Annotated in this window: 15 protein-coding genes; 3 read left to right on the plus strand and 12 right to left on the minus strand. The window is 70.8% G+C overall.

The genetic code is table 11. From position 1 onward, the window contains the following. Nucleotides 1-25 precede the first annotated feature (25 nt). Both ACFQ58_RS03180 and ACFQ58_RS03185 read right to left on the minus strand, forming a co-directional pair. Nucleotides 26-706: a response regulator gene (locus ACFQ58_RS03180; RefSeq protein WP_376949460.1), complete on the minus strand. Its 681-nt coding sequence runs from the start codon at nt 704-706 to the stop codon at nt 26-28. Continuing rightward, nucleotides 703-2,037: a sensor histidine kinase gene (locus ACFQ58_RS03185; protein WP_376949462.1), complete on the minus strand. Its 1,335-nt coding sequence runs from the start codon at nt 2,035-2,037 to the stop codon at nt 703-705. Before ACFQ58_RS03185 ends, ACFQ58_RS03180 begins: the two co-directional genes overlap by 4 nt. A gap of 183 nt (nt 2,038-2,220) precedes the next feature. On the opposite strand from ACFQ58_RS03185, the gene ACFQ58_RS03190 reads away from it, so the two are divergent. Continuing rightward, entirely contained in the window at nt 2,221-3,576 is a 1,356-nt protein-coding gene (locus ACFQ58_RS03190) for an MFS transporter (RefSeq protein WP_376950329.1), read from the plus strand. Between the two features lie 38 nt (nt 3,577-3,614). Here ACFQ58_RS03190 and ACFQ58_RS03195 read toward each other — a convergent pair whose 3' ends face one another. The 6 genes from ACFQ58_RS03195 to ACFQ58_RS03220 form a co-directional block, all read right to left on the minus strand. Further along, on the minus strand, nt 3,615-4,199 hold the full coding sequence (locus ACFQ58_RS03195; RefSeq protein WP_376949464.1) for a dihydrofolate reductase family protein: 585 nt from the start codon (nt 4,197-4,199) through the stop codon (nt 3,615-3,617). After that, nucleotides 4,199-4,663, minus strand: coding sequence for an SRPBCC domain-containing protein (locus ACFQ58_RS03200; RefSeq protein WP_376949466.1), 465 nt, complete (start codon nt 4,661-4,663; stop codon nt 4,199-4,201). Before ACFQ58_RS03200 ends, ACFQ58_RS03195 begins: the two co-directional genes overlap by 1 nt. After that, a complete protein-coding gene (locus ACFQ58_RS03205) occupies nt 4,660-4,998 on the minus strand; it encodes an ArsR/SmtB family transcription factor (protein WP_376949468.1) in 339 nt (112 codons plus the stop codon). The genes ACFQ58_RS03200 and ACFQ58_RS03205 overlap by 4 nt, the downstream gene beginning before the upstream one ends. Before the next feature lie 69 nt (nt 4,999-5,067). After that, nucleotides 5,068-5,457 carry a phage holin family protein gene (locus ACFQ58_RS03210; RefSeq protein WP_376949470.1) on the minus strand — a complete coding sequence of 130 codons (390 nt, stop codon included), beginning with the start codon at nt 5,455-5,457 and terminating at the stop codon, nt 5,068-5,070. A gap of 181 nt (nt 5,458-5,638) precedes the next feature. Next, nucleotides 5,639-8,395, minus strand: a complete 2,757-nt coding sequence (locus tag ACFQ58_RS03215) for a PQQ-dependent sugar dehydrogenase (protein WP_376949472.1) — start codon at nt 8,393-8,395, stop codon at nt 5,639-5,641. Between the two features lie 92 nt (nt 8,396-8,487). Continuing rightward, nucleotides 8,488-9,660, minus strand: coding sequence for a sugar phosphate isomerase/epimerase family protein (locus ACFQ58_RS03220; RefSeq protein WP_376949474.1), 1,173 nt, complete (start codon nt 9,658-9,660; stop codon nt 8,488-8,490). Nucleotides 9,661-9,936: 276 nt separating this feature from the next. Here ACFQ58_RS03220 and ACFQ58_RS03225 point away from each other — a divergent pair, with 276 nt between their 5' ends. Further along, nucleotides 9,937-11,271 (plus strand): MFS transporter, encoded by a 1,335-nt coding sequence (locus tag ACFQ58_RS03225; RefSeq protein ID WP_376949476.1) that lies wholly within the window; start codon nt 9,937-9,939, stop codon nt 11,269-11,271. 9 nt (nt 11,272-11,280) lie between these two features. On the opposite strand, the gene ACFQ58_RS03230 is transcribed toward ACFQ58_RS03225, so the two are convergent. The 4 genes from ACFQ58_RS03230 to ACFQ58_RS03245 all read right to left on the minus strand — a co-directional run bounded on the left by ACFQ58_RS03230 (nt 11,281) and on the right by ACFQ58_RS03245 (nt 16,906). Further along, nucleotides 11,281-12,381: a glycosyltransferase gene (locus ACFQ58_RS03230; protein WP_376949478.1), complete on the minus strand. Its 1,101-nt coding sequence runs from the start codon at nt 12,379-12,381 to the stop codon at nt 11,281-11,283. Further along, on the minus strand, nt 12,378-14,516 hold the full coding sequence (locus tag ACFQ58_RS03235; protein ID WP_376949480.1) for a glycogen debranching N-terminal domain-containing protein: 2,139 nt from the start codon (nt 14,514-14,516) through the stop codon (nt 12,378-12,380). Before ACFQ58_RS03235 ends, ACFQ58_RS03230 begins: the two co-directional genes overlap by 4 nt. A 160-nt stretch (nt 14,517-14,676) precedes the next feature. Further along, nucleotides 14,677-15,339 carry an SDR family NAD(P)-dependent oxidoreductase gene (locus ACFQ58_RS03240; protein WP_376949482.1) on the minus strand — a complete coding sequence of 221 codons (663 nt, stop codon included), beginning with the start codon at nt 15,337-15,339 and terminating at the stop codon, nt 14,677-14,679. Nucleotides 15,340-15,442: 103 nt separating this feature from the next. Then, on the minus strand, nt 15,443-16,906 hold the full coding sequence (locus ACFQ58_RS03245) for a DUF6421 family protein (protein WP_376949484.1): 1,464 nt from the start codon (nt 16,904-16,906) through the stop codon (nt 15,443-15,445). Nucleotides 16,907-17,221: 315 nt separating this feature from the next. Between ACFQ58_RS03245 and ACFQ58_RS03250 the strand changes: the two genes are divergently transcribed. Next, nucleotides 17,222-17,959, plus strand: coding sequence for a hypothetical protein (locus ACFQ58_RS03250; protein ID WP_376949486.1), 738 nt, complete (start codon nt 17,222-17,224; stop codon nt 17,957-17,959). The last annotated feature ends 21 nt before the right edge of the window (nt 17,960-17,980 follow it).

The following is a 17,980-nucleotide window of genomic DNA, read 5'->3' on the forward strand; positions in this document are numbered from 1 at the left end:
GGGGAGACCGCGAGGTGGAGGCCGGTCAGCGGCCGGGCTGCACGACGCCGTGCTCGTACGCGTAGACGACGGCGTGCACCCGGTCTCGGAGGCCGAGCTTCATGAGCACCTTCGAGACGTGCGTCTTGACGGTCGCCTCGCCGACCCAGATGCGCGCGGCGATCTCGGCGTTCGAGAGCCCCTCGGCGAGTAGCACGAGCACCTCGCGCTCGCGGTCGGTGAGGTCCGCCAGCCCGGGAGCGGGCGGGGAGGGCGCGGTCGCCTCGGCGCCCAGTCGCCCCGGCACGGCCGCTTCGATCACCCGACGGGTGACGTCGGGCGAGAGCAGGGCGTCGCCGCGCGCCACCACCTGGACCGCGTCGATGAGCTGCTCGGGGCTCGAGTTCTTCAGCAGGAATCCGCTCGCGCCCGCCCCGAGTGCGGCGAACAGGTAGTCCTCCCGATCGAACGTGGTCAGCATGAGCACGGCCGGGCCGTCCACCGCGTGCGACAGGATCCGACGCGTGGCCTCGAGGCCGTCGACACCCGGCATCTGCACGTCCATGCACACCACGTCGGGTCGGAGCGCCGCCACCGCCTCGACCGCCGTCGCGCCGTCGGCCGCCTCACCGACGACGTCGATGCCGGGCTCCGAATCGAGGATGGTGCGGAACCCCGCCCGCACGAGCGCCTGGTCGTCGACGACGAGCACGCGGATGGCGCTCACCGCCGTCCGCTCCGATACGGGATGCGCGCCCGCACGAGGTACCCGCCGCGGGTGCGCGGACCGAGCTCGAGCGTTCCGCCCGCGGCGGCCACGCGCTCGCGCATCCCCACCTGCCCGAGGCCGCCGGGCGCGGAGCCCGTGGTCGCGCGCTCGCCCAGCCCGGTGTCGGCGACCTCGAGCTCGATCGCGTCGTCGAGCCAGCGCAGGCGAACGTCGGCCCGCGCGCCCCGGCCCGCGTGCTTGCGCACATTGGTCAGCGCCTCCTGCGCGATGCGGTACACGGCGAGGTCGACCAACGGCGTGACCTCCCGGGGCTCGCCGACGACCGTGAAGTCGATCGGGAGCTCGGCGGCGCGCGCCTCGTCGACGAGCTCGGACACCTGCGCGATGCGCAGCGTGCTCGCCGCGGCATCCGCCCCGCCGTCGGATCCCACGTCGATCGGGCCCGTGTCGGCGCCGGGCGTCCGCAGCGCGACCACGGTGCGTCGCAGCTCGTCGACGGCGTCGCGCGCGCTCTGCTCGATCGACGACAGCGCGGATGCCGCGGCCTGCGGATCCCGTTCGAGCACGCGCCGCGCTGCGCCGGCCTGCACTCCCATGACGGAGACGTGATGCGCGACCGAGTCGTGCAGCTCGCGCGCGATGCGCATGCGCTCCAGCGCGACCGCCTGCGCCCGCAACCGCTCCCGCTCGGCGGCGAGCTCGGCGGTGCGCTGCTCGAGCTCGGCGCGAGCGCGCGCCGAGCGGTAGGCGCTGTCGCCGAAGTACCAAGCGCCGCCGAAGTAGAGCAGGTTGGTGACCACGTTGATGAGCCCATACGCCACGTACGGCGACAACGGGCCGTCGGCGTCGCGACCCAGCTCGGGCAGGTAGTCCTGGACGGCCGACGAGTAGAGCAGTGACCAGATGAGCCACGTGAACATCGCGAGCACGATCACGGCCCGGACGATGAGGGATCGCACGCGGCTGCGAGACCATGCCCCGACCGAGTACATCGCGATGAAGAGCGTGATGTTGCAGAAGAGCAGCTCGCCGACTCCCGCGATGCCGCCCGCCATGAAGACGGCCGCGACGACGAGGGCGACGAGCTCGGGAACCATCCGACGAGCCGCGAGGGGCAGCGCGATGCCCGCGACCCACAGGGCCGCCCACCACCAGTCCACGCCGGACCCGTAGCCCGTCGACCGGTAGAGGACGACGCTGGCCGCGGTCGCGGCGGTCAGGACCGCCGCGAGGACCGCGTCGTTGCGAACCTGCTCGGACGTCGGCCCGGGGCGTACCCACTCGACCCCGTCGATGACGGGCGGCGATGCGGGCGCGGGGCGGAGCATACGGCCACGTTAACGCGGCTCCCGCCGTGCGGCATCCGCCCCATGGGGGATGATCGGCGACGTCGTCGTCGCTTCCGCGGGTTCCGGATGTCGGTGGTTCGGTCTAGCCTCGCCAGCATGGCCGAGCTCCCGAACGCCGGCGACAGCGCGCCCGGCACCGACGTCCAACCGCCGCCGAACGGCATGCGGATCTTCATCCAGCTGCTCGCGAACACGATGATCGCGAACGTCACGACGAGCTTCCTGTGGTTCGCCCTGACCTTCTGGGTGTACCTCGAGACGCGCTCGGTGCTGGCGACCGGCATCATCGGCGGCGCGTACATGCTGCTCATCGCGTTCCTCGCGATGCTGTTCGGCACGATCGTCGACCGGCACCGCAAGCTCCAGGTGATGGTCTTCTCGAGCATCGTCACGCTCGGATCGTTCCTCGTGGCAGGGGTGGTCTACCTGCTCCAACCCGAGTCGGCGCTGGTCGACCTCGGGGGTCCGTGGTTCTGGGTGTTCTCCGGCGTCATCCTGTTCGGCTCGGTCGTGGAGCACATGCGCAACATCGCGCTGTCGACGACGGTGACGCTGCTCGTGCCGGTCGACCGGCACGCGAACGCGAACGGCATGGTCGGCACCGTCCAGGGCCTCGCGTTCATCGTGACCAGCGTCTTCAGCGGGCTCGCGATCGGCCTGCTCGGCATGGGCTGGACGCTCGCCATCGCCGTCGCGCTCACGCTGGTCGCACTCGTGCACCTGCTGTTCCTCCGGATCCCCGAGGCGCAGCCGAAGGTCGAGGGCGGGCGCCAGCCGATCGTCGACGTGCGCGGCAGCATCGCCGCCATCCGACAGGCGCCCGGCCTGTTCGGCCTCATCATCTTCGCCTGCCTGAACAACCTCATCGGCGGCGTCTACATGGCGCTCATGGACCCGTACGGGCTCACGCTGTTCCCGGTCGAGGTGTGGGGCATCGTGCTCGGCGTGACGTCGACGGGATTCATCATCGGCGGCATCGCGATCGCGAAGTTCGGCCTCGGGCGCAACCCGATCCGCACCATGCTGCTCGTGGTGGTCGGCATGGGCGTGCTCGGCGCGGTCTTCACGATCCGCGAGTGGTGGTGGCTCTACGCCGTCGGCATCTTCCTCTACATGTCGGTCATCCCCGTCGTCGAGGCGTCCGAGCAGACCGTGATCCAGAAGGTCGTGCCGTTCCGACGCCAGGGGCGCGTCTTCGGGTTCGCCGCCGCGGTCGAGGCGGCCGCCGCGCCGATCACGTCCTTCCTCATCGCGCCGATCGCCCAGTTCTGGATCATCCCCTACATGGAGTCGGACGAGGGGCAGGCGGCGTGGGGTTGGCTGCTCGGGGATGGCGATGCGCGGGGGATCGCGCTCATCTTCCTCTTCTCGGGGCTGATCATGGTGGCGCTCGCGCTCCTCGCGTTCACCACGAAGTCCTATCGGCTGCTGTCGGCGGAGTATGCGGGCACTACCGAGTCCGTCGCTCCCGAGGAGCCGTCCGACGTCGACAAGGTCGCGTCCGAGCCCCGTCGGTAGGCGCTCAACCGCCGGCCGCCGATCGCCGGCTGCGGCGGCTACCGCAGCCGGTAGTGCAGGCTCACGTGCCCCGACGGATGCGTCACCGCATGGTCGAGCTCGAGCGCGCGCTGCCCCAGTCCGGCCGGCGTGAAGGAGCGCCCCGCGCCGATGAGCACCGGCACGATCCGCAGCCGCAGCTCGTCGACGAGCCCGGCCTCGAACAGGGCGTCGGCGAGCTGCAGGCTGCCCCAGAGCACGATCGCCTCGAACCGTTCCTTCAGCCGCGCGACGGAGGCCGCGGCATCCCCCCGCAGCACCTCGATCTCGCCCTCGCCCCACGGCACCCGCTCGAGCGAGTTCGAGACGACGTGCTTCGGGAGCCGTGCGATCGGCTCGGCGACCGGCTCCTGCCGGACATCGGCCGTCGGCCAGTACTCCGCGAACATGCGATACGTGGTGGCGCCGAGGAGGATCGCATCGACCCCCTCGAGCCACGCGAGCTGCTCGCGATCGATCGGGCCCACGCCCGACTCCGGGTCGCCGCCGACCTCGGGCGACACCTCGAAGAACTCGATGCCGCCCTCGGAATCGGCCGCATACCCGTCAGCCGAGACGATCTGCTCGACGATGAGCCGGCCCATCAGTGTGCGCGGGTCGTGAGCTGCTCGCCGAGCAGGTCGAACGCGGAGTCCCAGCCGTCGTACACGTCCTCGTCACCGGGCTGACCGGCGACGCCGCGAAGGTGGAACAGCATCTCGGTGCGGTCGTCCGGGAGCTCGCGCAGGTCGACCGTGATGACGGGTGCGGTGTCATCCGGATCGCCCGGGGACGCCCAGGTGAAGACGAGCCGCTTCGGCGGATCGACCTCGCGATAGACGCCGACCGTCGGGTACTCGGCGCCGTCGGCGGGGTTCACCATCGTGTACGCGTACCGTCCGCCCGGGCGGACGTCGACCGCGACGCTGCCGTCCTTGATCTCGATGCCGCGCGGATGCCACCACTCGGCGGCGTCCGCCGACTCGGTCCACGCGCGCCAGACCAAGCTGCGCGGGGCGTCGAAGATGCGGGTGATGGTGAACTGCGCGTCATCCGTTCGCTCGTTCATGGGTCCTGCCCTTTCATCCTGCGGAGCTGCGCATCGAGCAGGTCGAACCGCTCGTTCCACTCACCGCGGTGCCGCTCGACCCAGGCGGATGCCTCGTCGAGAGGCTCGGTCCGCAATGAGCACGTGCGCCACTGCGCCGTGGCGGTCCGCTCGATGAGGCCTGCGCGCTCGAGCACGTTGAGGTGCTGCGAGATCGCGGGACGACTCATCTCGAAGGGCTCCGCCAGGGCGCCGACGGTGGCCGGCCCGGCGTGCAGCCGGGACAGGATGGCCCGCCGCGTGGGGTCGGCCAGTGCCTGGAACACCCGGCTGAGCTCGTCGTCGGCCGCCTTCACGTAAGCAACTCCTTAATTAATGATGTGCTTACGCTACGCCGGGTGACGGTGTACGTCAACCCCGACGGTTCACGCGGTCGCGCGGTCGGAGCGGCGCTTGCGGAAGACGAGCAGCGGGATGAGCCACGTGCCCAGCGCCGTCACCACCCACAGCAGCAGCGTGGCCAGCACCCACGCCATCACGTCGTCGATCCGGATGCCGCCGGGGAAGAGCGAGGCGATGAGCAGCGCGAGGAACGTCGAGACCAGGCCGATGCCGCCGAGGATCGCCGAGGCGTGCCGGCGTGCGAGCCTGGTCGCGAGCGGAGCGAGCAGGGCCTGGGCGAGCGTGAACACGATGACCGCGACGAGGAACCCGCCGGTGTCGAGGTGGAAGTCGGGGAGCAGCCAGGCCGCGAGCAGCAGCCCGACCGCGGACATGACGAGCGAGATCACCACGATCACGAGGAAGCGCACCATGCTCGAAGGCTAATGGTCGCCGACCTCGCCGGGCAGTTGGAACGCGGTGCACATGGAGACGGGCCGTGCTCCCCGAGGAGCACGGCCCGTCCCGTTCTTGGTGCGGCCGGCGGATCCCGCCAAGGTCGTTTTCCGACCGCACCGGCTGGTCACGGCTCGGGGTTCGGAGCCGCGGGTTCTGCTACAGGTTCGCGATCACCGCCTCAGCTGCCCGGATCACGAGCGCGGCGGCGTCGGCGTCGGTGCGGATCCGGTTCGGCACCTGCGTCACGAGGAACTCGAGACGGGCAGTGGCGGTCGCGGTGTCACCGGCGGCGAGGGCCGCGTCGACCTCTGCGAGCACGTCGCCGAAGGACGCCTCGACGCCGCGGGTGATGCGGCCGTCGTCCTTCAGTGCGCCGAGCAGCGAGCGGATGTCGCTGACCGAGGACGTGAACTCGAACTGGTCGAGGTCCACGCCGCCCGTCGAGGTCACGACGACCCGTCCGGTGCCCTCGGGGATCACCGTGAGCGGCACCGCGACATCCTGCCACTCGGCGGAGTCGACGTCGAACTCGGCGAGCTGCTCGCCGTCGGCGTCGGCCCAGGTGAGCGTGACGGTGCCCTCGCCCTTGGCGCGGAGCTCCACGCCCGTGATGCCGCCGAGCTCCACCGGGTCGTAGGCGATCGACTCGCCCGCGTCGAGGCCGCCGAGGTAGCGGAAGCCCTCCGCCGACTCGTCGTCCACGACCGTCACGTCGCCGTCGCGAGCGTCGTTGTGCTCGGCCTGCAGTGCGCGCGGGTTGAGCAACGCGACGTCGTCACCGGAGAGGGCCGGGGCGGTGTCGGTGCCGGCGTCGGTGTAGGAGGCACCGATCTGGGCGTAGATGTTCTCGGTCTCACCGTGACCGGCCTCGAGGGCGGTCTCGATCGTGGCGGTGCAGCCTGTGCCCGTGAACAGCGGGTGCGTGTGCGTGTTGTCGTGGCCGAGGCCGTAGCTCCACAGCACGCGGCTGCAGTCGATCGTCTCGTCGGGGTCGGTGACCTTCACCTCGAAGGCGACCTTGTCGCCCCAGTCGGTGAACGCGCCGTTGGCGGGCGCGACGATCTCGACGATCGGCGCCGTGTTGCCCACGGTGACGGTGACGGACGCGAGGCTCACGCGACCGCTCGAGTCCGTGACCCGCACGCGGGCCTGGTACTGACCGTCCTCGGTGAACGTGTGCGACGCGACCGCGTCACCCTCGGTGAAGGTTCCGTCGCCCTCGAAGTCCCACGCGAAGCTCAACGCGAGCTCGTCGGGGTGCGTCGATTCGGATGCGTCGAATTCGACCTCGAGGGGTCCCTCGCCGGACGTGACGTCCGCCGACAGCACGACGCGCGGACCCTTGGTGCCCTCGACGTAATCGACGCGGTAGAGCCCCGCGTCGGGGTTCGGCCGGAAGAAGCCGTCGCCGTAGTCGAGCACGTAGAGCGAACCGTCCGGACCGAACTCCATGTCCATGACGTTGTCCCAGATCGGCATGCCGGCCGCGGTCAGCGCCGCGTTCGGGAGGAAGTCCTCGATCTTCGTGACGGGGCCGTCGGGGTCGTCCTGCGAGAACGCGAAGATGCGGTCGCGCGAGAACTCGCCCATGAAGGCCTTGCCGTCCCAGTACGCCGGGAACTTCGTCGCCGACTCGTTCTCCTCGTCGTAGCGGTAGGTCGGGCCGCCCATGGGCGCCTGGCCACCGGAGCCGAACTCGGGCCACGGCTGGTGCTCGGGACGGTCTCCGTACCAGATCTGCGGCTCGGTCGCGGCCGGCAGCTGCTGCAGGCCCGTGTTGTAGGGCGACGGGTTGACCGGCGCGTCGCAGTCGTACCAGTTGCGCACCGTCAGCGTCTCGTAGTCCCAGTTGCTGTACTCCGCGTTGGGACCGTGGCAGAGGGGCCACCCGCCGTTCACGGGAACGGTGGTCGACTGCCACTCGACGTAGCCCATCGGGCCGCGGTCGACATTCGCCGTGCCCGCGTCGGGGCCGTAGTCGCCCCATGTGACCGCGCCGGTCTCGGGGTCGAAGTCCATGCGGAACGGGTTGCGCAGGCCCATCGCGAAGATCTCCGGACGGGCGTCGGCCGTGCCCGGCGCGAACAGGTTGCCCGCGGGGATCGTGTAGCTGCCGTCCTCCTGGACGTCGATCCGGATGATCTTGCCGCGGAGGTCGTTCGTGTTGCTCGAGCCGCGTCGTGCGTCGAAGCCGGGGTTGTAGCCGGCCCGGTCGTTCATGGGCGCGTAGCCGTTCGCGCCGGGCGTGCCGGCGGGCGTGTTGTCACCGGTGGAGAGCAGGACGTTGCCGTCGTTGTCGAAGGCGACGTCGCCCGCGACGTGGCAGCACTGCCCGCGCTGGACCTCGACCTTGATGATGACCTGCTCGGTCGAGAGGTCGAGCGCGCTCGCCTCGGCATCCCACTTGAAGCGGCTGAGCTGGTTGTAGCCCTTCCACTGGTCCCAGTACGACGCGTCGGCGCCGGCCGGCAGCGTGTTCGGCGCGGAGCCTGCGGGCGTGGTGGCGGGGTACGGCGCGTCCATCTCGCGGGGCGCGTAGTAGAGGTAGACCCAGCCGTTCTCCTCGAAGTCCGGGTCGAGCGTGACGGTCTGCAGGCCGTCCTCGGAGTTGCTGTAGACGTCGATGGTGTTGATGACCGTGGTGGTGCCCTGCGACGGGTCGGTCAGGCGCACCTGGCCGGCCCGTGTCGTGTGCAGCACCCGGGAGTCGGGGAGGACGGCGAGGTCGATCGGCTCGCCGACCCCGCTGGTGCCGGCGAGCCTGACGCGCTCGTAGTTGGCCCACGTGGTGGCCGCGACCTCGTCTCCGTGGTCATGGCCCTCATGGGCGGAGGCAGGCCCCGCGACGACGATCGAGGCCGCGACCGCGGCTCCGATCACGAGCGCCGCGAGGCGTGAACGTGCGATGTGCATGGATGTCTCCAGTCGGATGGAAGGAGGTTCGGCGGGATCCATGTGGTGCCGGGCCGCGCGGGGTAAGGCGCCGCGCGGCCCGGGGTCTTGCGTCAGCCGCGCAGGGCGGCCAGGTTGCCGTAGCTGTACGCGGAGTTCTCCAGCGACAGCGAGGGCGACGGCGCGTTCACGCCCAGCGAGTTGACCGACGACGCGTTGTCCTGCTCGTACATCGAGTTGTGGTAGCCCTTCGCCCCGATCCGCTGGAAGAACGTGGTGAAGTCGATGTCGCCCGCGCCGAAGGGCACGATCGAGTAGCCGGCGGCGAGGTCGGGACGCAGGGCGCCGTCCTTCGCGTGGAACAGCGGGAACCGGGTGGTCTGCTCGGCCACGAGGCCCGCCGGGTCGAACCAGTCGGCGACCACGGAGCCGTCGGGCGCCGTGTAGCTCTGGAAGCGGTGCTGCGCGACGTGCGCCCAGTAGATGTCCATCTCGAGGTAGACGTAGTTCGGGTCGGTGTTCTGCAGGAACCACTCGAGTCGACGAACGCCGCTCGAGCGGGTCGGACGGCCCTGCTCGTCGAGCGGGCCGCTGTCGAGCAGGAAGTTGTACGCCGCGTCGTGGTTGTGCGTGTACAGCTTCAGGCCGTGCGTGGCGGCGCGCTCGCCGAGGATGTTCCAGCGCTCGGCCGCGGCCTGCCAGTCGGCGAGGTACGAGCTGCCCGTCGGGTCGCTGCCGGTGCCGATGTGGCCGAACCCGAGGATGTTGGCAACCTCGCAGGCGGCGTCGAACTGGGCGAGCGTGGTGTCGTTGATCACCGACGGGATGCTGCCGTGGTTGCCCTCGGCCTCGAGCCCGTTGGCGTCGAGCCAGGTGCGCAACAGCTGCGCGCCCTCGGGAGTGCCGAGGTTCGCGCCGCCCTCGGAGTTGGCGTTCTGCCCGTAGCCCGCGAACTCGATCTGCTTGTACCCGATGCGCGCCAGCTCCGTCAGGACCTCCTTGAAACCCGAGGGGAGATCGCTCGTGAGCGGGTTGCGGCCGACCGCGTCGCGCACCGTGTAGAGGATGATGCCCCGCTTGCCGGGCGGCACCAGCACCCCGGTGCCGGCCGCCGCCCCTGCCGCAGCCGCGGGGGCCGCGTGGGCGTGCGTGTGGCCGCCGGCGAGCCCGACCGCGGCAGCGGCGGCCATACCCGTCGTGGCCGCCAGCAGTTGCCGGCGCGTCAGGCCGAGGCTGCGCCCGAGGACGCGGGCGTCGTGCTCGGCCTGTTCCGTCAGTTCATCCATGATGCTCCCTTGCACTGAACCGTTTTCTTGTAGGGACGGCGCGAGGGTCTGGACCCGAGCGCCGTTGCTCGTGAGTTGGCATCCACGAACTTTTTCGGAGGCTACGGCATTTGTCTCGTTGAGGTCAAGCAAAAGCGTGACTGATATGCGCGGCTTTTCACTTTCCACGACAAAAGCCCGGAAGGGCGGTGGGAAACGTCCGAGGCATCCGCTCGCCCTGTACCGGCGAGGCGGCGTGGAGCATGATGGACCGATGGGCCATCCGCGGAATCGCGCATGACCGCCCCCGCCGCCGACGGCGGAGGGCGGGCGGCCAGGCGCGTCCAGGGCACGTACTACACGCTCATGCTCGGCAACACGCTCGCCGCCTCGTTCATCTGGGGCATCAACACGCTCTTCCTCCTCGACGCCGGGCTGACCAACCTCGAGGCCTTCGCCGCCAACGCGTTCTTCAGCCTCGGCATGTTCGTGTTCGAGATCCCGACCGGCGTCGTCGCCGACACGCTCGGTCGCCGGGCCTCGTACCTGCTCGGCACCATCACGCTCGCGGTCACGACCGCGCTGTACTGGCTGCTCTGGGTCTGGCAGTCGCCGTTCTGGGCGTGGGCGGTCGTGTCGGTGTTGCTCGGCCTCGGCTTCACCTTCTTCTCCGGCGCCGTCGACGCCTGGCTGGTCGATGCCCTGCATGCGACGGGCTACCGCGGCAGCCTCGAGACGGTGTTCGGTCGCGCGGTGATCGTCGGCAACGTCGCGATGCTCGGCGGGTCGGTGCTCGGCGGCGTCATCGCCCAGCTGACGAACCTGGGCGTCCCGTTCCTGGTCAGGGCGGGGATCCTGCTGATCATGTTCGTCGTCGCCGCGATCCTCATGCGCGACCTCGGCTTCACGCCCGAGCGGGGTGCCGGGCCGATCGCCGCCACGCGCAACGTGCTCCGCGCCTCCGTGCGCTACGGGCTCGGCAACCGGCCGGTGCGCTGGCTGATGCTGACGACGCCGTTCACGATGGGCGTCACGATCTACGCCTTCTACGCGCTGCAGCCGTACCTGCTCGAGCTCTGGGGCGACGAGGACGCCTACTCCGTCGCAGGACTGGCTGCGGCGCTGCTCTCGGGCGCCGGCATCATCGGCGGGTTGCTCGCACCCCACGTCCGTCGCCGGTTCCGCAAGCGCACGTCGGTCATCCTGGTCGCCGCGATCTCGAGCGCGCTCGGGCTCGTGGCCCTCGCGGTGACCGCGAACTTCTGGGTGGCGGTCGCGATGATCGCGGTCTGGGGCATCGCCTCCTCGATCGACGACCCCGTGCATCGGGCCTACCTCAACGACATGATCCCCTCGAAGCAGCGGGCCACCGTGCTCTCGTTCGACTCGCTGCTCGGCAGCGCGGGCGGGGCCGCGATCCAGCCCGTCCTCGGACGTGCCGCCGACCTCGGCGGCTACGGGTTCTCGCTGCTCTGGAGCGGGGTCATCCAGGCGTTCGCCGTGCCGTTCGTGCTGCTCAGCCGCGCGGAGCGCGACCCCGCTGACACCCGGCGCGACGTCGCCGGCGCCGGAGCCGGCACGACGGGCGACGAGCCCGCCGCCGACTCCGCGATGCCGCCGGCGGCGAGCTGAGGCCACTCGTCACGGAGCGGACGTGCCGCGGCCCGGTGCCTCCGGTGGCAGCGTCACGGCCGCCGGCCGGGAGGCACCCGCTCGATCCGGTCCCCGGCGCTCGCGCAGCAGGTCGTGGAAGAGCGCGACGTAGTCCTCGGCCATCCGCCGAGCGGTGAACCGGTCCTCCGCGGCCGCGCGGCAGGCGTCGCGGTCCAGCGATGCCGCCTGCGCCAGCGCGGCCGCCAGCTCGTCGCGGTCGGAGCGCACGAAGCCCGTCCGGCCCTCCTCCACGATCTCCGGGACGGAGCCCCGCGGCGTCGCGACCACCGGCGTCCCGGCCGCGAGCGCCTCGATCATGACCAGCCCGAACGGCTCGTCCCACTGGATCGGGTTGAGCAGCGCGAGCGAGTTCCCCATCAGGTCGTACTTCTCCTCGGCGGACAACTCGCCGACGTACTCGGCGTTCGAGCCGAGGATGGGTCGCACGGCCTCGTCGAAGTACTCCTCCTCGGCCGGCTCCTGCATCTTCGCCGCGATCCGAAGAGGGATGCCGGCCGCCGCGGCCGCCTCGATCGCCTCGGGGATGCCCTTCGTCGGGCTCATCCGGCCCACGAAGCACGCAGCGTCCCCGCCCGGCCCCACCGGGATGGGATCGACTCCGATGCCGTGGTGGATCACGCGCGCGATCGGCACGTCGCCCGCGTGAGACGCCTGATTCGCAGAGATCGCGACGTACGAGACATCCGGCGAACCCGCGAGGTAGAGCTCCTGCTCGAGCGGGATCAGCGGGCCGTGCGCGACCGTGACGACCGGCACCTCCGTGGCGAAGCGCGCGAGGATCGGGCCGGCGAGCGTGTTGTCGAGGATCACGTCGACGTCGTCGAGTGCGGCGAAGGCGCGCAGCAGGTGCTGGAGCTCGTGCGCGGTGACGCCCATCTTCGCCGCATCGGACGGTTCGAAGCCCGGCAGGCGGGTCACCGGGGACGTGCTGTCGGAGGATGCCGCCAACCGCACGTCGTGGCCCAGCTCCTCCAGTGCGCACGCGACGGTGTCGATGAACGACTCGATTCCACCGTATCCATCCGGCGGGATGGGGATCCAGGGCGGTGCGATGATGCCGATCCTCATGATGCGATCCTTCCGGTGGGGACGGTTGCCAGCGGGCTCGGTTCGTGGTGGAGCGTCACGTCGGCCGGAAGCCCCATGACCTTCGTGCCGTTGCGGGACGTGTCGATCGAGATGCGCTTGCCCGCGAACGGCACGTTGCGAAGGTGGATGTCGCCGAAGTCGCCCAGCGAGGTCGGAGCCACCCAGACGTCACGCGTCGGCATCGACGGATCGAACCGCAGCGTGGTGCGCAGGAGGGACAGCGGCGTGGCCGCCGCCCACGCCTGCGGCGAGCAGGACGCCGGGTAGGCGACCGGTTCGGGGTACTGCGCGCGGTCGAATCCGCAGAACAGCTCGGGCAGCCGGCCGCCGTAGTGCGCCGCGGCCTCGAACAGCCCGGCGACGATCCGCTTGGCCTCCTCGACGAAGCCGTATCGCATGAGCCCCGCCGCGATGATCGCGTTGTCATGGGGCCACACCGAGCCGTTGTGGTAGCTCGCGGGGTTGTACGCGCCCATGTCCGACGCGAGCGTGCGGACGCCCCATCCGCTGAACATCTCGGGCGAGAGCAGCCGCTCGGCCACGGCCGCCGCCTTGTCGTCGTCGACGATGCCGCTCCACAGGCAGTGGCCCATGTTGGACGCGCACGCGTCGACCGGGCGCTTGTCGCGGTCGAGCGCGACGGCGAACCATCCGCGGTCGGGCAGCCAGAACTTCTCGTTGAAGGCGCGCTTCAGCGCTGCCGCGCGCTCGGACCAGTGCGCCGCGCCGTCGGCATCGCCGCGCATCCACGCGAGCGTGCCGCGCGCGATGAAGGCGGCGTACACGTAGCCCTGTACCTCGCACAGGGCGATCGGCGCCTGCGCCAGCGTGCCGTCGGCGAAGTTGATGCCGTCCCACGAGTCCTTCCAGCCCTGGTTCACGAGGCCGTGGTCGTTGAGGCGCCCGTACTCGACGAATCCGTCGCCGTCGCGGTCGCCGTACGCGTCGACCCACCCGAGTGCGCGATCGGCGGCCTCGAACAGGTCGTCGGCGTCATCGGGCAGCGCACCCCAGCGCGCCAGTTCGCCGAGCACGACCACATAGAGCGGGGTGGCGTCGGCGGTGCCGTAGTAGACCGAGCCGCCGCCGAGCGCGAGATTCGTGGTGGCGCCGAGTCGCACCTCGTGCAGGATGCGGCCGGGCTGCTCCTCGGACGAGGCCACCTCGCGCGAGCCCTGCAGTGCCGCGAGCGTCTGCAGCGTCCCGAGCGCGAGCGACGGGTCGAGCGGGAGTGCCATCCACGAGGTCAGGAGCGAGTCGCGGCCGAACAGCGCCATGAACCACGGCACGCCCGCGGCGATGACCGGCCGATCCGGATGGGCCGGGTCGAAGATCCGCAGCGCGCCGAGGTCGCGCTGGCTCTGGCGGATGACGCGCTCCATCGCGTCGTCCTGCAGGGACGACGTGGGCGTGGCAGACTGCCAGGCGAGGAAGCGCCGCGTCGGCTGGTCGGCCGAATGCGCCTCCGAGTCCGGTCCGATCGTGGCCGTCGCGTCGTCGCCGCGCGGCGTGACGAGCACGCGTCGCGACCAGGTGCCGCGTGGCTCGAGCACGCCGTCGAACCGGATGCGGTCGCCCGCGACCTCCGCCCCCTCGGCCGTGACCATCAGCCCCGGGTGGCCCCCTGCGCGCGACGCGATCCCGTACCGGCCGGGCTCGAACTCCCGCAGGGCCTGGGGGCGGCGCGCCGCCCGACCCTCCTTCACCTCGAAGATGTCGGCGAAGTCGGCCTCGAGCACGAGTTCGACGCGGACCGTCATCGCGTCGCGCGAGTAGCTGCGCAGCGTGATCTGCTCGCGCAGCCCGGCGCCGATACGGCGGTCGCGCTCGACGAGCAAGGGGGTGTCGGCCCGGCCGGGGATGTGGCCGGCCCGTCCGACCATGACGACTCGATCGGGGTGGGGCGTCATCGCCGACAGCGGCTCGACGGTCGCACCGTCGACCAGCAGCGTCAGGCGCGAGACGACCCTCGTGTCCCGATGGAAGGCGCCGTGCGGCAGCTCGGGCACCATGTCTCCGTTGGGCCCCGAGACGCAGAACGAGGTGCCCTCCACGATCGTGAGGGCGCCCGCCCCCGCCGTGCCTGCGAGTGTGTCCGTGTTCCAGCCGGTCATGTCACCGCCTCCGCTCCGGGCGGTCGCGACCGTCCGTGCGACGGGGCCGACCGCTCCGGCGTGACGCCACGATAGGCGGGTTCCGGCGTCGGCGGACAGGGGATTGCATGTCCGAAGGGGGTTTGTTAACCGGGTTCGGCGCCGCGCGCGCCGGTGCGCGTCACGCCGAGAGCGTCGTCACGCGTCCGTTCAGGTCGGATGCCGCGGCATCCATGGCCCACAGGGCGACCACCTCGTCGGCGAGCCGCGACTCCAGCCCGTCGAGGGCCTTGACGCGGAACGTCACCGCCGCCCCCTGCGAGCCGGACTTGGAGAACCCATCGGCCAGGGAGCGCATCCACGACTCGCTGGCGGCCTTGACCGCGGTGTAGTTCGCTCCGCCCGCCGTCGGCTTCTCGACGGTCGTCGAGGACACGATCGCGACGCGACCGGCGTCGGAGCCGACGAGGTCGTCCCAGAACACCCGGCTGACGTAGCGCAGCGCCGTGAAGGAGCGCTCGAGCACGCGGTAGTCCTCATCCGTCTGGCCGGCGATGCCGCCGCCGCCGCGCCATCCGCCCACCAGGTGCACGACGCCGTCGACGTCGCCGACCTTCGCGTGCACGCGCATCGCGAGTTCGAGCACGTCGTCGCCGTCGGTGAGGTCGGCGCGCTCGCCGATGACGCCGGGGAGGTCGACCTCGAGTTCGTCGAGCCGACCCTGGTGGTGGCCGACCGCGACGACGCGTGCGCCGGCGTCGACGAGGGCTCGGGCCACGGTGCGGCCCGACGAGCTCGTGGCGCCGGCGATCACGACCACCTTGTCCTGCAGTGCGCTGGTCATCGGGGAATCCTCTCATCACGCGAGTCACCCCGGGCGGCGGGGCGGATGCCTCGGGTCCGCCGTCCCGGGGTGACTCGGCTCGGTGGGGGCGAGCCGTCGGAGGTCAGGCGTCGGCGGCGGTGATCCCGACCGTCGACTCGATGACCGGCTTCATCTTCTTGTCGAGCGCCTCGTAGAACATGGACAGCGGGAACTCGTCGTCCATCACGAGGTCGGTGTAGCCCTTCGGCGGGCCCGCGAGCACCTCGCGGGGGAGGCCTTCGGCCCACGCCGATGCCGGGTTTGGCGTCAGCACGCCGCGCACGAGCTCGTAGGCGGCGAGCCAGTGCGCCGCCTTCGGGCGGTCGATCGACTTCCAGTACAGCTCGTCGATCGCGTCGCCGAGCTCGACGACCGCGTCGGGCACCGCATCCCAGTCGAACGTGAGCTTCACGTCGGTCCACTCGAGCGCGTGCTTCTGGTGCAGCCATGCGAACAGCAGCTGCCCACCGAGGCCGTCGTAGTTGCGCACGCGCGACCCCGTGATCGCGAACCGGAAGATCCGGTCGAAGATCACGGCATACTGCACGAGCTTGGCGTGCTCGAGCAGCTGGGCCTCGACCGCGTCGAGCTGGTCGCCCGCGTCGGCCCGCTTGCGCAGGCTCCGCTCGATCCGGACCGACTCGCGGAACGCCGTGAGGTCGCAGCGGAGCTCCTCGAGCGAGTAGAGGAAGTACGGCATGCGCTGCTTGATCATGAACGGGTCGAACGGCAGGTCGCCGCGCATGTGCGTGCGGTCGTGGATGATGTCCCACATCACGAACGTGCGCTCGGCGAGCTCCTGGTCGTCGAGCAGCGACGCCGCGTCGTCGGGCAGCTCGAGCTTGGTGATCTCGGATGCCGCGCGGACGACCCGGCGGTAGCGGGCGGCCTCGCGGTCCTGGAAGATCGCACCCCACGTGAACGGCGGGATCTCGCGCATCGCGACCGTCTCGGGGAAGAGCACGGCGGAGTTCGTGTCGTAGCCGGGCGTGAAGTCGACGAGGCGGAGGCTCACGAAGAGCTTGTTGCCGTAGTCGGCCTCGAGGTGCGCGATGAACTCGGGCCAGATCGTCTCGACGACGAGCGCCTCGACGTGCCGGTCGGACGAGCCGTTCTGGGTGGTCATCGGAAACACGACGAGGTGGCGGATGCCGTCGACCCGGTGCAGCTGCGGCTTGAACTCCACGAGCGAGTCGAGGAAGTCGGGCACGCCGAGGCCCTCGGCCTGCCACTTCCGGAAGTCGGCCTGCAGGGCGTCGAGGTACGCGGCCTCATGCGGGAACCGCGGCGCGAGCGCCACGACCGACTCGACCATCGCGTCGACGAGGGCGGATGCCTCGGGCTTGTCGCCCTCCTCGGGAACCGAGCCGTCCTTCACCTGCAGCGACTGGAGCTGCGTCGCCGACTCCTTGAGACGGAGCCACGCGGGGTCGGACTCGACGCCGTTCGCAAGGCCGATGATCTCGGGGGTGATCTCGATGCCGGACTCGTCTTCGAGAACCTCGGGTTCGCCAACGATTGCAGCAGTCATGGTGTTCTGTGACATCGGAACCTCCGTTCTCGGGATTCGGGGCCTTGCGGCGGCGGTGCGCGGCGGGATTCGCCGCGCGCTTCAAGGCTACGTGCGGGGCCTTCGCGATTGATTGCGGCCCGACGCGGGAATGTTGCGTGAACGCGCGGACCCGCGCGTGCTTGCTGCAGGGTCATCCATCCGGAGTGCCCGAGTCCACCACAGCACTGAGGGAATCTCAGGATATTCGGCCCGTCTTTCGGGTGACGGCCCGGATCCCGCCTCATCCGCGTCTTCGTACCTTCGCCATAGCCCGATTGCCAAACCCAGAGGTAGGGAAGGAAACGAACCATGAACACCAAGAAGGCGGCACCCGTGATCTTCACCGTGTCGCTCGCGGTCCTCGTCGGCGGCGGTGCAGGCACGGCCGCGTGGGGCGGACCGGGGCCGGTCCGCGACGATGGCGGCGCCACCGTCGTCGGCTTCGCCCATGGGCACGTCATCGTCAAGGATGACCTCTCGCCCATCCGCGGCTCCGCCGACATCCTGTCCACGGCGACCGACCGGACGCCGCAGTCGGTGACGCGGTTCAGCGCTGAGGCGCTCCGTGAGATGCACGCGCAGGCGCCCGTGGGACCCACGGTGCAGGGGCTCAGCGCAGAGGGGGTCCGCGAGTTCCACGCGCAGGGTCCCGCGCCGTACACGGTGCCCGGATTCGGTTCCGACGCGATCCGTGAGATGCACGCCGGCGCGCCGGCTCCGAAGACGGCGAACGGACTCACTGCCGACGCCCTGCGCGAGTTCCACGCAACGGCGCAGCAGAGCGTCGCACCCCAGTCCGCACGTGAGCTGAGCGCCGACGCACGGCGCGAGCTGCACTCGGGCTCGGTGGCACCGCGGACCACCGCGGCGGAGGCCCAGGGTCAGCGGCTGGCCGAGTATGCCGAAGCGGTCGCCCGCAGCACCGCGCCGTCTGCGGCGGAGATGCAGGGCGAGCGACTCTCGGCGTACGCCGACGCCGTCGCCGATGCGACCCCGCCGACCGAGTGGGTCGACGACGACCTGTCCCCGATCGCCGGAGCGCGATGAGCGGTCCGTCCCCCGAAAGCG

This window comes from Agromyces sp. NPDC056523, from assembly GCF_042794545.1.
Classification (GTDB): domain Bacteria; phylum Actinomycetota; class Actinomycetes; order Actinomycetales; family Microbacteriaceae; genus Agromyces.

Bases quoted from the DNA above. Each gene is read 5' to 3' on its own strand.
- ACFQ58_RS03225 (WP_376949476.1), top strand. From the start codon at position 9,937: ATGACCGCCCCCGCCGCCGACGGCGGAGGGCGGGCGGCCAGGCGCGTC.
- ACFQ58_RS03235 (WP_376949480.1), bottom strand. From the start codon at position 14,516: ATGACCGGCTGGAACACGGACACACTCGCAGGCACGGCGGGGGCGGGC.
- ACFQ58_RS03185 (WP_376949462.1), bottom strand. From the start codon at position 2,037: ATGCTCCGCCCCGCGCCCGCATCGCCGCCCGTCATCGACGGGGTCGAG.
- ACFQ58_RS03220 (WP_376949474.1), bottom strand. From the start codon at position 9,660: ATGGATGAACTGACGGAACAGGCCGAGCACGACGCCCGCGTCCTCGGG.
- ACFQ58_RS03230 (WP_376949478.1), bottom strand. From the start codon at position 12,381: ATGAGGATCGGCATCATCGCACCGCCCTGGATCCCCATCCCGCCGGAT.
- ACFQ58_RS03190 (WP_376950329.1), top strand. From the start codon at position 2,221: ATGCGGATCTTCATCCAGCTGCTCGCGAACACGATGATCGCGAACGTC.
- ACFQ58_RS03210 (WP_376949470.1), bottom strand. From the start codon at position 5,457: ATGGTGCGCTTCCTCGTGATCGTGGTGATCTCGCTCGTCATGTCCGCG.
- ACFQ58_RS03195 (WP_376949464.1), bottom strand. From the start codon at position 4,199: ATGGGCCGGCTCATCGTCGAGCAGATCGTCTCGGCTGACGGGTATGCG.
- ACFQ58_RS03200 (WP_376949466.1), bottom strand. From the start codon at position 4,663: ATGAACGAGCGAACGGATGACGCGCAGTTCACCATCACCCGCATCTTC.
- ACFQ58_RS03250 (WP_376949486.1), top strand. From the start codon at position 17,222: ATGAACACCAAGAAGGCGGCACCCGTGATCTTCACCGTGTCGCTCGCG.
- ACFQ58_RS03245 (WP_376949484.1), bottom strand. From the start codon at position 16,906: ATGTCACAGAACACCATGACTGCTGCAATCGTTGGCGAACCCGAGGTT.
- ACFQ58_RS03240 (WP_376949482.1), bottom strand. From the start codon at position 15,339: ATGACCAGCGCACTGCAGGACAAGGTGGTCGTGATCGCCGGCGCCACG.
- ACFQ58_RS03215 (WP_376949472.1), bottom strand. From the start codon at position 8,395: ATGCACATCGCACGTTCACGCCTCGCGGCGCTCGTGATCGGAGCCGCG.